Annotated in this window: 11 protein-coding genes; 4 read left to right on the forward strand and 7 right to left on the reverse strand. The window is 69.6% G+C overall.

Going from position 1 to position 12225, the window contains the following annotated elements; translation table 11 throughout:
- The first annotated feature begins 5 nt into the window (after positions 1-5).
- Positions 6-1286, forward strand: a complete 1281-nt coding sequence (locus IE307_RS43565; protein ID WP_191305370.1) for a helix-turn-helix domain-containing protein — start codon at positions 6-8, stop codon at positions 1284-1286.
- Here the strand turns inward: IE307_RS43565 and IE307_RS43570 are convergent.
- The 3 genes from IE307_RS43570 to pnuC are packed head-to-tail and all read right to left on the reverse strand — an operon-like array spanning position 1271 to position 3849.
- Positions 1271-2035, reverse strand: a complete 765-nt coding sequence (locus IE307_RS43570; RefSeq protein ID WP_229905617.1) for a GNAT family N-acetyltransferase — start codon at positions 2033-2035, stop codon at positions 1271-1273. The genes IE307_RS43565 and IE307_RS43570 overlap by 16 nt on opposite strands.
- Before the next feature lie 21 nt (positions 2036-2056).
- The gene (locus IE307_RS43575) at positions 2057-3229 is read right to left on the reverse strand and encodes a M14 family metallopeptidase (RefSeq protein ID WP_191305371.1); all 1173 of its coding nucleotides are present in this window, start codon (positions 3227-3229) and stop codon (positions 2057-2059) included.
- On the reverse strand, positions 3226-3849 hold the full coding sequence (gene pnuC / locus IE307_RS43580) for a nicotinamide riboside transporter PnuC (protein ID WP_191305372.1): 624 nt from the start codon (positions 3847-3849) through the stop codon (positions 3226-3228). The genes IE307_RS43575 and pnuC overlap by 4 nt, the downstream gene beginning before the upstream one ends.
- A 54-nt stretch (positions 3850-3903) precedes the next feature.
- Between pnuC and IE307_RS43585 the strand changes: the two genes are divergently transcribed.
- Together IE307_RS43585 and IE307_RS43590 are read left to right on the forward strand one after the other, a co-directional pair.
- Positions 3904-4995, forward strand: a complete 1092-nt coding sequence (locus tag IE307_RS43585; protein WP_191305373.1) for a phytase — start codon at positions 3904-3906, stop codon at positions 4993-4995.
- A 9-nt stretch (positions 4996-5004) separates the two neighbouring features.
- On the forward strand, positions 5005-6045 hold the full coding sequence (locus IE307_RS43590; protein ID WP_191305374.1) for a winged helix DNA-binding domain-containing protein: 1041 nt from the start codon (positions 5005-5007) through the stop codon (positions 6043-6045).
- Here the strand turns inward: IE307_RS43590 and rfbB are convergent.
- The 4 genes from rfbB to IE307_RS43610 all read right to left on the reverse strand — a co-directional run bounded on the left by rfbB (position 6035) and on the right by IE307_RS43610 (position 10693).
- Positions 6035-7009 carry a dTDP-glucose 4,6-dehydratase gene (gene rfbB / locus IE307_RS43595; RefSeq protein WP_191305375.1) on the reverse strand — a complete coding sequence of 325 codons (975 nt, stop codon included), beginning with the start codon at positions 7007-7009 and terminating at the stop codon, positions 6035-6037. The genes IE307_RS43590 and rfbB overlap by 11 nt on opposite strands.
- Positions 7006-8061, reverse strand: a complete 1056-nt coding sequence (locus IE307_RS43600; protein ID WP_191305376.1) for a glucose-1-phosphate thymidylyltransferase — start codon at positions 8059-8061, stop codon at positions 7006-7008. The genes rfbB and IE307_RS43600 overlap by 4 nt, the downstream gene beginning before the upstream one ends.
- A gap of 129 nt (positions 8062-8190) precedes the next feature.
- Positions 8191-8961 carry a mechanosensitive ion channel family protein gene (locus IE307_RS43605; protein ID WP_191305377.1) on the reverse strand — a complete coding sequence of 257 codons (771 nt, stop codon included), beginning with the start codon at positions 8959-8961 and terminating at the stop codon, positions 8191-8193.
- A 208-nt stretch (positions 8962-9169) separates the two neighbouring features.
- A complete protein-coding gene (locus tag IE307_RS43610; RefSeq protein ID WP_191305378.1) occupies positions 9170-10693 on the reverse strand; it encodes an alpha/beta hydrolase in 1524 nt (507 codons plus the stop codon).
- 155 nt (positions 10694-10848) lie between these two features.
- On the opposite strand from IE307_RS43610, the gene IE307_RS43615 reads away from it, so the two are divergent.
- On the forward strand, positions 10849-12048 hold the full coding sequence (locus tag IE307_RS43615; RefSeq protein WP_191305379.1) for a PucR family transcriptional regulator: 1200 nt from the start codon (positions 10849-10851) through the stop codon (positions 12046-12048).
- The last annotated feature ends 177 nt before the right edge of the window (positions 12049-12225 follow it).

The following is a 12225-nucleotide window of genomic DNA, read 5'->3' on the forward strand; positions in this document are numbered from 1 at the left end:
TCGCGATGTCCGCATTCGGCCCGGAGCTGCGCCGCCGCCGTCACGAGCGAGGCCTCTCGCTGACCGACCTCGTCCGGCACACGCACTACTCCAAGGGACAGCTCAGCAAGATCGAGAACGGGCATCGGCAGCCGTCGGAGTACCTGGCGCGCATGTGCGACTCGCTGCTGGAGGCGAACGGTGCGTTGCTCGCCCTAGCGGGTACCCCTGAGCGGCCCCCGGCGACGACGACCACGCGGGGACAGGAGGACGACATCTGGGTCGTCGCGCTCGGCCCCGACGGAGGAAGCGTGTTCCACCCCATGAACAGGCGGGAGGTGCTGACGTTCAGCGCCGCCGCGGTCGCCGGGCTGGCACTCGGCTCACCGGCGAGGCCAACGCCGGGGGTGAGCGACTCGATCTCGTACTTCCGCACGGCGTTCGACGCCACCCGCACGCTCGGCCAGAAGAGCGCGCCGACGCTGGTGCTGCCGATAGTCGTGGCGCACGCCCACGGCCTGCGCAGCCTTCTCCCCCACGCCACGGAGTCCGAGCGCACCAGGATCGCCGTGCTGACGGCGCGTCACGCCGAGTACGCGGGGTGGATGGCGCAGGAGGCCGGTGATCTGAAGGCCGCGCGGTGGTGGACCGCCAAGTCGGTCGCCATCGCCGCCGAGGTGGGCGAGCACGACCTGAACGCCTACTCGCTGGTCCGGCAGGCGCTGATCACCATGTACCAGGGCGACGCGGCGTCGACCATCGATCTGGCACGTCACGCGCAGGCCACCGCCGGCGCACCGGAACGGGTCCTCGGCCTGGCCGCTCAACGGGAGGCCCAGGGCCACGCGCTCGCCGCCGACTACGACAACTGCATGCGCGCGCTGGACCGGGCCCGCGATCATCTCCAGAAGGATGCCGAGCATCCTCGCGAAGGCCCTGTCCTGGGCACGAGCACCATCTCCGATCCGATCGGGGTCGCCACCGGCTGGTGCCTTTACGACCTGGGACGCCCCGCAGAGGCTGCTGCCGTGCTCGACCAGGAGGTGGCGCTCATCCCCAGCACGGCGACGCGAGCGTGGGCGAGATTCGGCACGCGCCAGGCACTTGCTCACGCCGCCGCTGGGAACGTGGAACGCACCTGTGAGATCGCGGCGCGTCTGCTGGAGGTGACCCCGATGATCGCCTCGGACACCATCCGCTCCGAACTGCGTTCCCTCTCGCAGATGTTGCGCCGGTGGCAGGACCAGTCGGAGGTGCGCGACCTGAACGTCGAGTTCATCAAGGCGTTGCGTCACACCGGCGGCTGAGGTACCGCGTACTCGGTGAAGTGGCCGCACGTCGAGAACCCCAGACGCCGGTACACGGTCTCGCCGTCCTCAGAGGCCTGCAGGACGGCAATGCGGTACCCCTCGGCGCGTGCGGTGCGCAACGCCGCCACGGTGATCGCACCGCCATAGCCCCGTCGGCGGTCTCCGGCGAGGGTCGCGATGTTGTAGATCCCGGCGACTCCCGCGTGCGGGAACACCTCCGCCGAACACACCGCCCGCCCGTCCACGTACCCGACGAGATAGCGCGCAGAGCTCGTCAACGCGTGCGGAGCGGCATCGGCGTAGAACCGGCGAACGGTCTCGGCGGGCGGGTCCCAGTTCGCCGCCAGAACCGTGGCGTAGTCGGCGAGCTGCTCGACGGTGCTGACCGGCTGGACGTCGAGGTGGCCGTGCGGCTCAGGCAGCGGCTCGCCGAGGTCGAGCCACATGCCGGTCTCCGTCTCGGACCGGACGAGCCCCGCCGCCGTCAGCAGCTCCCCGAGACCGTCCGAGTCCTGACCGACCCACCACGAGAACGGCCGGCCGGTCGCACGGATCGTGCGCACGGCTGCGGCCACGTCGACGGAAGAGCGGGCCGCCGCGACGATGTTGAACGTGTCGTCGGGCAGCCCGCTGTCCGCGATGAGCAGGTCATCCGTCTCGATGACGGTCGCGCCGGGCAGGTGGCGGTGGAGGTGGCACGCGTGCTCGGCGAGGTTGCGTTCCATCCGGGCGTTCAAATCGATCACACCGCCATCCGACCACGCCGGTCAGCACTGGGCGACAGGCCGGCCCGTCGTCAACGGTCCATCGGCGCGCGCGTCCAGCAGCAGAGGCACCAAAGCACGCCCCTCCTGCTTCAACGGCACGATCCGGTCGCCGCCGCGCAGGTACTGGGACTTCACCCCGTGCAACGCCAACTCGTCCTGCACCTCGACGTACTGCGCACCGGTCAGCACGTACCCGCACGGCGGCGTGGCGACCACGTCCGAAGGATCCGGCGCCTGGTTGTCCGCCCCGCCGAAGTAGATCGGCCCGGTCCGCACGGCACGGGAAGCCGCATTGGCCGCCTCGATGGCCGAACGGTTCGCGCGCACGAACGACTGCGTGCCGTCCAGAGCCAGCAGGTGCGAGTCGACTCGGAAGGCAGGTGTGTTGTCGACGTTGGTCTCCACCAGCAGGCCCATGCCGTGCTTCAGCCCACCGGTGTTGCGCAGGATGCGCTCCTGGCCGTCGCCCGCCACCTGGCGAACGGGCTCACCGGTCACCGGGTCGACGTAGATGCCGTAGACACCGGACGTGCGCCCGGCGGCCTCCACCGAAGGCCGGACGTACGAGCGCGACAACGTCTCCGACAGGTCGTGCACGCCAGGAGCGACGTTGAGGTTGCGCGGCCACAGCCACAGGACGTCCTTCACGTAGTACGGCTCGGAGGGGCCGAACTCGTGCAGGTCGTGGATGACGTCGGGCTGCCAGTCGCGGATCACGGCGGCCATCGCGCGGGCCTCGGCGGTGCGCAGCAGCAGGTGGTCGCGGTTGATGTCGATGCCGGCGGAGTTGCCGCGGGTGTCGGCGGCGCGGCCGTCCGGGTTGGCGTTCGGGACGAAGAGGTACGTCACGTCGGACGAGCGCGGCAGGGAGCGCATGCGGATCAGGCACGCCTCGCGGCCCGCGGGTTCGTCGCCGTGCTGGGAGCAGATGAAGAGAACCACCGTGCGCGCGGTGCGGGTACCCACGCGCACGAGTTGAACCGGGCGGCCCTGGGTCGTCGTCCCGATCTGGGTGACGGGCAGGCCGGTGGCCCGCAGGTAGGCCTGTTCCTCGGTTTCGGTGGTCCACTTGCCGGTGAGCTCGAATCCGGTGCGCGGGGGTGGTGCGGCGACGGCCGGAACAGCTACCAGCGACGAGACAGCGGTCAGCAGAGCGATCAACAGTCCCCTCATAGAGGAGACTTTGCCGCCTGTGTCAACCGGCGGGCGGTGCGGTTCCAGTCGATGAAACCGTGGATCACCAGGCCCGCGAAGATCACGTAGACGAACGCGCTGAAGTACAGGCCCGACTGGATCTGCAGCGGCACGCCGACGGCGTCGACCACCAGCCACACCAGCCAGAACTCCACCAGCCCGAGGCCCTGCAGGGCGAACGCCAGGACCGTGCCGATGAAGATCGCGGCGTCCGGCCACGGCGCCCACGAGGCGTCCAGCGCGTCCAGCACCAGCGCGAACACGACCGTGCCCACGACGAACGCACCGGCGACCGCCAGTCGTTCGCGCGTCGAGCCCTTGCGCACCACGACGCCGAAGACCGGGTCACGGCGACGCACCCACGCGTACCAGCCGTAGACGGCGATCGCGCCGACGGCGACCTGCCGCGTCGCGAGTCCGCCCAGGTGCGCGGACATGTAGACCGTGAACAGCAACGCGACCGAGACCAGCTGAACGGGCCAGGTCAAGAGTGAACGGCGCTGCGCGAGGAACACCACCGCGAGCGCGAGCACCTGCCCGACCAGCTCCGTGTACGCGATCTTCTGCCCGAAGATCGTCAATCCCAGCTCGTACCACACGGTTGTTCCCCCGCGGTTCAGTCGCAGTACACCGGTGTTTCCTACGGTCCCACCATGTCATCTTCCTTAGCACTCGCGCTCGTGCCTTTGTTCCTGACCACTCCTGTGCCACCGGTCATCACACCGAGTGTCGTCACGCAGACGTTCGAGGAGCCCGCCGACGCGGACGACCCGGCCATCTGGGTGAACCCGCGCAACACCGAACGCAGTGTGGTGCTGGGCACGCTCAAGGAAGGCGGCCTGGCGGCGTTCGACCTCAACGGCCGCACGATCGGCGTCCACCCGGCGCCCGCGCCGCCCACCCCGGACGCCAAGCCCGGCCGCTTCAACAACGTCGACCTGCTCGGCGACCTCGCGTTCGTCAGCGACCGCGGCCGTGACCGGATCCGGGTGTTCCAAGTGGACGAACGCGGTGCGAGGGACGTCACGAACCCCGCTACCAAGCCGGTGTTCAGCAAGACCGAGGCGGAGGTCGACGACCAGCACACGGTCTACGGCCTGGCCTCCGGTCGGATCAACGGCAAGGACGTCGTCGTCACCAGCCGGCGCAGCGAGACGAGCATCGCGCTCCTGCAGGTCACCAAAGACCGCAGGACCTACGACACCAGGAAGGTGTCCACACTGGACCTGCCGAGCACCTTCACGCTGCCGAACGGCAAGCAGTGGACCGTGTGCGGCGAACCCGGCGAGGGCCCGCAGGTCGAGGGCATGGTGATCGACGAGAGGACGAACACCCTGTACGCCGCGCAGGAGGACGTCGGCATCTGGCGCATCCCGTTGCGTTCCAACGGATTCGGCAAGCCGCAGCTCGTCGACAAGGTCCGCGCCTGGGGCGCGCCGCAGAAGTTCAACCCGGAAACGGAGGAGTGCGAGCCCGACGGCCCGAACCCCGGCTTCGGCGGCAAGTGGCTCGAGGCCGACGCCGAGGGCCTCACGATCGCGGACGACGTGCTGCTCGCCTCCAGCCAGGGCGACTCGCGGTTCGTCGCCTACCGCAAGGCCGACATGGTGCCGCTGAGGGACTTCCGCGTCAAGGACGTGGAGCACTCCGACGGCGCCGACATCGTCCTCGGCAAGCTCAACCTCTTCGTGGTCCACGACGGTGAACGTCCGAACGGCACCGGTTTCGCGTTCATCAGGTTCTAGTCTGTCCTGATGGGGACATTGGGCCTGAACGCCCTCAACCGGGCACTGATCGAACGCCAGATGCTGCGCGAGCGCGCCGACATGAGCGCGCTCGCCGCCGTCGAACACCTCTTCGGCGTCCAGGCGCAGGAACCGAAGTCGCCCTACGTCGGCCTGTGGGCACGCCTCCAGGACTTCCAGCCGAAAGAGCTCGAAGACCTGCTGACCGATCGGGAAGCGGTGCGGATCCTGCTGATGCGCGGCACGATCCACCTGGTCAGCGCCCGGGACGCACTCGCGCTGCGACCCCTCATGCAGCTCAGGCTCGACCGCGAACTGCAGAGCGGCCCGTTCGCCAAACGCCTGCAGGGCGTCGACCTCGACGCGGTCGCCGAAGCCGGTCGCGAGATCCTCGACGACCTCCCGCAGGGCACCGCGGACGCGGGAAGGCAGCTGCAGCCGCGCTGGCCCGACCGGGAGCACACGGTCCTCGGCAACGCGCTGCGCAACAAGCTCGCCCTCGTCCAGCTCCCGCCGCGCGGCCTGTGGCACCGCAGCGGCAGGGCCGTCTGCACGACCCTCGAGAACTGGCTGGGCAGGCCCCAGCAGGCCATGGACCGGCAGGAACTCGTCCTGCGCTACCTCAAGGCGTTCGGCCCCGCCACCGTCATGGACGCCCAGCAGTGGTCCGGTCTCACCCGGCTCGGCGAGGTCTTCGACGAGCTCAGGCCGCAGCTCGTGACGTTCCGCAACGAGGCGGGCAAGGAGCTGTTCGACCTCCCCGACGCCCCGCGCCCGGACCCGGACACCGAGGTTCCGGTCAGGCTGCTGCCCGAGTTCGACAACATCCTGCTCGCCCACGCCGACCGCCGCCGGGTGATCGCGGACGACCGGCTCGGCGTGGTCATCGGCGGCAAGCCCACGGTCCTCGTCGACGGGTACGTCGTCGCCACCTGGGCGATCGGCAAGGACCGGACGATCACCGTCGACTACATCGACGACCTGCCGCAGAGCAGGAAGAAGGCGGTCGCCGAGGAGTGCGACCGCCTCCAGGAGCGGATCAGGCCGTGAAGTCCCGCAACGGCTTCCACCACGCGGGGTGGTCGCGGTACCAGGCGACGGTGTCGGCGAGGCCCTGCTCGAACGGCACGAGCGGCTCGTAGCCGAGCTCGGCGCGGATCTTCGTGTCGTCCAGGGCGTACCGCTGGTCGTGCCCGAGCCGGTCGGCCACCCGCTCGACCAGCGCCGGACCCGCGCTGCACAGGTCGAGCAGGGCCTCGGTGATCTGCAGGTTGGTGCGCTCGTTGCCGCCACCGACGTTGTAGACCTCGCCGGCCCGCCCCGAGGTGAGCACCAGCTGGATCGCCCGGCAGTGGTCGGACACGTGCAGCCACTCCCGCACGTTCGACCCGTCCCCGTACAACGGCACCTTGAGGCCGTTGAACAGGTTCGTGATGAACAACGGGATCAGCTTCTCCGGGTGCTGGTACGGCCCGTAGTTGTTGGAGCAGCGCGTGATCGACACGTCCAGGCCGTGCGTCCGCCAGTACGCGCGGGCGATCAGGTCGCTGGACGCCTTCGAGGCGGCGTAGGGGGAGTTCGGCTGCAGCGGCCACGTCTCCGTCCAGGCGCCGTCGTCGATCGACCCGTACACCTCGTCGGTGGACACGTGCACGACCCGGGACACCCCGGTGCGGCGGCAGGCCTCCAGCAGCGTCTGCGTGCCGAGGACGTTGGTAAGCACGAAGTCCGCGGCGGCCGTCAGCGAACGGTCCACGTGCGACTCGGCGGCGAAGTGCACCACCGCGTCGTGGCCCGGCAGCAGCTCCAGCAACAGCTCCAGGTCGCAGACGTCGCCTTCCACGAACGACATCCGCGGGTGCGACTCGGGCAGGTTCGCGCGGTTCCCGGCGTACGTCAGCTTGTCCAGCACGGTGACGTGCGCGTCCTCGTAACCCGCGTACCCGCCGTCGAGCAGCGTGCGGGCGTAGTGCGAGCCGATGAACCCGGCCGCCCCGGTGACCAGCAGCTTCACGCCGCCACCTCCACGTGTGCGTCGTCACCGACGACCAGCCGGTGCTGCTTGCCCGACCCGACCCGCGCCTTCCGCCCGATCAGCGAGGTCTCGATGCCGGAGACGTTGTGCACGAAGGCACCCGACAGCACGATCGAGTCGGACACCCCGGACTCGGTGATCCGGCAGTCCGCGCCGATGGCCGTGTACGGCCCGATGATCGACTCCTCGACCAGCGTGCCGGCACCGATGATCGCGGGCCCGACGATGCACGACCGCACGACGCGCGCGCCCTCCTCGACCACGACGTCCCCGATGAGCGTGCTCTCCTCGTCGACGACGCCCTGGATGTCGGTGCGCAGCCTCTGCAGCACCTCGCGGTTGCACTCCAGCACGTCCTCGACCTTCCCGGTGTCCTTCCAGAACCCCGAGTAGATCCGTGCGCGCACGTCGCGGTCGTTCGTCACGAGCCACTGCAGCGCGTCGGTGATCTCCAGCTCGCCGCGCCACGACGGCTCGATCGCGTCCACGGCCTCGTGGATGCGCGGGGTGAAGAAGTACACGCCGATCATGGCGAGGTCGCTGCGCGGCTCCTGCGGCTTCTCGACCAGCCGCGTCACGCGCGAGTTCTCGTCGACCTCCGCGACGCCGAACGCGCGCGGGTCCGGCACCTTGTAGACGACGACCTGGGCGGACGGCCGCACCGCCGCGAACTCGTCGGCGATCTCGGAGATCCCCTCGACGAGCATGTTGTCGCCCAGGTACATCACGAAGTCGTCGTCGCCGAGGAACGGCCGCGCGATCTTGACGCAGTGCGCGAGTCCCAGCGGCGAGTCCTGCGGGATGTACGTGATCGCCACGCCGAGGGCGGACCCGTCTCCCAGCACGTCGGAGATCTCGTGTGCGCGGTCGCCGACGATGATGCCGATCTCGGTGATCCCGATCTCGCGCAGGTTGTCCACCACGTACTCGAGCACGGGCTTGTTGGCGATCGGGATCAGTTGTTTCGGCATCGAGTAGCTGAATGGTCGCAGGCGTGTTCCCGCGCCTCCGGACAGCACCAGGGCTTTCATGGAACGTCTCCTCCACCGTCACGTGGCACCGAGGTTCGCCGCCCTCGGTGGACCGCAACTGGAGAACGACCTCAACAACGAGGAAGGGCCCGCGCTGCGGCAGCGCGGGTCCTTCCAGCGAGATCAGACCTACCGGTCGGTCATCGGCATGCCCGACGGGGGCGTCGGCGCCTCGCTCATGCGGGCGCCCACGTTCTGGGGCATCTCCTGCGACGCACGCGGCATCGGCGACTGGGCCTGCGCCTCGTCCTGCACGCGGGTCAGCCAGCCCTCCCAGCGCTGCTGCATCGGGCGGACCAGGCCGCCGCCCACACCGATGATGACGACGCCGGCGACGGTCGCGAGCACGGCGATCAGGACCGGCATGGTCACCGAGATCGCGATGCCCAGCTGGTTGAGGGCGGCGATGACGCCGAGCGCCATCACGAAGCCGTAGGTGATGTTGCCCATGAGCTTCGTGTACGAGCGCTGGCCGAGCGCGCCGGTCACGAGGCCCTTGAGCGCCGTGCCGATGGCCGACGCGACGATCACGAGCACCAGCGCGACGACGATGCGCGGCAGGTACGCGATGACCTCGTTGAGCAGCGTGCTGACCGGGTTCGAGGCGCCGAAGACGCCGAACGCCAGCTGCAGCGCGATGAGCAGCACGAAGTAGTACACGATCTTGGCGATCAGACCGGAGGCGTCCATCGACGACTGCCGCATCGCGCTGTTGAGGCCGGACTTGTCGACCAGCTTCTCGAAGCCGACGCGCTTGAGCAGGAACCCGACGCCCTTGGCGAGTGCCTTCGCGATGAACCAGCCGATGAGCAGCACGACCAGGAAACCGAGCAGCTTCGGCACGAACGTGGCGATCATCGCCCACGCCTGGCCCAGGCCCTCGGTGATTTGCGAGCCCACGGGCCCTCCTTGAAAAAGTTGCGGTGAGTGAAGATCAGACGCGGTGATCGTTTCGTGGATCACACCGCTCCACAACTTCGACACTGCTACACGAAAGGGTGGCTGACGTGGATTTTTGTCGCAATACAGTCCAGAGTGGAACCACCGGTGGGGACCGGGGAGAGGGAAGGGCCCGCCACGCTCCGTGGCGGGCCCTTCCACATGTCCGCTACGGCCGCGCGGAGAACCCGCGGCCGTCGAGGTAGGCCTGGATGCCCTCCGGCGACAACGCCGGCGCGGCCCCTCCCTGCCCGTCCTTCGGCACGTCCGGGCGCGGGTCGCCGGTGCACTCGGAGCTGCTGCCCGGCAGCGCGCCGTCGATCAGGTACCGGTTGACCTTGGCGTCGACGCAGGCGTTGCCGCCGTTGTAGAGGCCGTGCTTGCCCTCGTCGGTGACGGTGATCAGGTTGTGCCCGAGCCGCCGCGCCATCGCCGGGCCGCTCGCGTACTGGGTCTGCGTGTCGCCCTCGGACTGCACGACGACGCCGATCGGGTACCCGTCGCGCGCGATCTTGACCGGCGGCTCCGGCGGCGTGAACGAGCGGAACGTGCACGTCATCGGCGCTGCCCGGACGATGCCGAAGCCGTACGGGTAGCGGTCGCGGAACATCCGCATGTCCTCGTAGTAGACGTGCAGGTCGGTCGGCCAGTCCGACTCGCAGGTGACCGTGTCGAACACGCCGGAGCGCAGTTCCTCCAGACCGGTCTTCGCGAGCACCTGACCGGCCTTGGCGCCCTCGCTGTTCGCCGGCTTTTCCCCCGACCGCAGCTTGGTCACGATCGACGCGAGGTCCGACCACAGTGGACGGTAGCGGGCGCCGACGCCCATGGCGCCGTCGAAGGACGACTGGTTGTGCTCACCGATCGGGGTGGTGTGCAGCTTCGTGGCGACCTTCTCGACCTCGGCGAGCACCTCGTCCCGCGACTTGCCCAGCCCGAACTTCTCGTTGCGCTCCCCCGCCCACGTCGCCCACGCCTCGACGTCGTGCCGGTACGCGATGGCCTGCTGGCGGAACTGCTCGTGCCAGATCCACTCCGGGTGCACCGCGGAGTCGAGCACGCTGCGGTCGAGCCGGTTCGGGAACAACGTCCCGTACACCGCGCCCAGGTAGGTGCCGTAGGAGTAGCCCAGGTAGTTGATCTTCGACTCGCCCAGCACCGCGCGCACGACGTCCATGTCCCGCGCGGTGTTCGCGGTGCTGATGAACTGCCGGATCCCGCCGGCCGACGTCTGGCACGCCTCCTCGGCCTCCCGCGCCTCGGCCGCCCACTTGCCGAACTCGCCGTCCGCGGGCCGGGACTCGGGCGCGGCGATCGCGGGCGCGCTGCGGCAGTTCAGCGCCGTCGACCCGCCGACACCGCGCGGGTCGATGCCGATCACGTCGTGGACCTGCGCGAGCTCGGACCTCGCCAGGAACAGCGGCAGCCCCAGCCCGGAACCGCCAGGTCCACCCGGATTGGTGAACAGCACGCCGCGCCTGCGGTCGGCGGCCGTGGCCTTCTTGCGGCTGACGGTCAGGTTGATCCGGTCTCCACCCGGTTTGGCGTAGTCGAGCGGCGCGACGAGCGTGGTGCATTCCAGTCCGGCGAGCTTTCCGCTGCACGGCGCCCACGTGACCGGTTGGGCGTGGAACTCGGCGAGGGGGTCGGGAGGATCGGCGGAGGCGCCCGCGCTCGTCGTCAGCAGCGTCATCACACTCAGGGCAAGGGCCGGGAACCTACGCAAGACGAAACCTCCGCGCCGCACTGAAAGACCTCTGCTGCCCGAAGGTATGGCCGTTCAACCGGCCGCACGGGTTTCTGTCACCCGTACCGGTGATGTCACCTCACTGGCCCTAAGCTGCGGGTATGACCAGCAGCAAGGCGAAGGAGGAGCACCCGCCGCAGCTCTCCGCCCGCACCATGCGCAAGATCGAACGCGCGTCGGGCTCGCTCGCGACCGCCAGCGTGTCCGAGATGGAGCGGCGGCTGCCGTGGTTCGCCCGGATGCCCGCCGACCAGCGGGCGAGCGTCCTGCTGCTGATCCAGAACGGCGTGGCGGGGTTCTGCGAGTGGCTGCACGACCGGCAGCAGGCCATCCGGCTGACCGCCGACGCGTTCCGCAGCGCCCCCAAGGACATCTCCCGCTGGGTCAGCCTGCGCCAGACCGTCGAACTGGTCCGGATCGCCCTGGAGCTGTTCGAGGGGCAGTTGCCCGAGATGGCGGCGAACGACGCGGAGCGCGCGCTGCTGATGGAGGGCGTGCTGCGGTACGGGCGGGAGATCGCCTTCTCGGCCGCCACCTCCTACGCGGCGGCCGCCGAGGCGCGCGGCGCGTGGGACGCCCGGCTGGAGGCGCTGGTCGTCGACGGCATCGTGCGCGGCGACCCCGAGGAGTCGTTGCTCTCCCGCGCGGCCGCCCTGGGCTGGGACCCGGCGCTGGAAGCCACGGTTCTCGTCGGCAACCCCGGCGGCGAGGACCCACCCGCGATCATCTACTCGGTGCGCAGCAAGGCCGCCCGTGCGAGCCGGCCGGTGCTGCTGTCCGTGCAGGGCTCACGGCTGGTCGTCGTGCTCGGCGGGCCGACGGAGACCGGGGAGGACGTGCTCGGGCGCATCGCCGAGGGCTTCGGCGAGGGCCCGGTCGTGGCGGGGCCCACGGTGGCCAGCCTGTCCGAGGCCCACCGCAGCGCCAGTGACGCGCTGAGCGGGCTGCGGGCCGTGGTCGGCTGGCCCGCGGCGCCCAGGCCCGTCCGATCGCTCGACCTGCTGCCGGAACGGGCCCTGGCCGGCGATCCGGAGGCCGAGTGGCAGCTCGTGGACAGGGTCGCCCGGCCGCTGGAGGACGCGGGCGGCGCGCTGCTGGAGACCGTGGACGCCTTCCTCGAGGTGGGCGGCGTGCTCGAGACGTGCGCGAAAAGACTGTTCGTGCACCCGAACACGGTCAGATATCGCCTTCGGCGCGTTCAGGAAATGACGGGAAGAAATGCACATGACGCTCGAGACGCACTTGTGCTTCGCGTCGCATTGTCTGTAGGACGTCTAGCGCGCTCCCGGGGCCTGTGGTAGCCAAGAGCGTGTGACGGACTTCGCACACAGCCGTTGGAGTGAGGGCCAAACGACTGTCCACCGCGCTGAGCTGCGGTGACGTCGCGGAGCGTTCACCAGGCCGACACTTTTGTAGGGTCTCTACAAATACGATCGCAGTACTTCGTTCTTCACAGCATGGGGTACCGGTGGGTTCAC

This window comes from Lentzea cavernae (assembly GCF_014653695.1).
GTDB classification, from domain to species: domain Bacteria; phylum Actinomycetota; class Actinomycetes; order Mycobacteriales; family Pseudonocardiaceae; genus Lentzea; species Lentzea cavernae.

Bases quoted from the DNA above. Each gene is read 5' to 3' on its own strand.
- IE307_RS43565 (WP_191305370.1), top strand. From the start codon at position 6: ATGTCCGCATTCGGCCCGGAGCTGCGCCGCCGCCGTCACGAGCGAGGC.
- IE307_RS43575 (WP_191305371.1), bottom strand. From the start codon at position 3,229: ATGAGGGGACTGTTGATCGCTCTGCTGACCGCTGTCTCGTCGCTGGTA.
- IE307_RS43585 (WP_191305373.1), top strand. From the start codon at position 3,904: ATGTCATCTTCCTTAGCACTCGCGCTCGTGCCTTTGTTCCTGACCACT.
- IE307_RS43590 (WP_191305374.1), top strand. From the start codon at position 5,005: ATGGGGACATTGGGCCTGAACGCCCTCAACCGGGCACTGATCGAACGC.
- IE307_RS43600 (WP_191305376.1), bottom strand. From the start codon at position 8,061: ATGAAAGCCCTGGTGCTGTCCGGAGGCGCGGGAACACGCCTGCGACCA.
- IE307_RS43610 (WP_191305378.1), bottom strand. From the start codon at position 10,693: ATGACGCTGCTGACGACGAGCGCGGGCGCCTCCGCCGATCCTCCCGAC.
- IE307_RS43615 (WP_191305379.1), top strand. From the start codon at position 10,849: ATGACCAGCAGCAAGGCGAAGGAGGAGCACCCGCCGCAGCTCTCCGCC.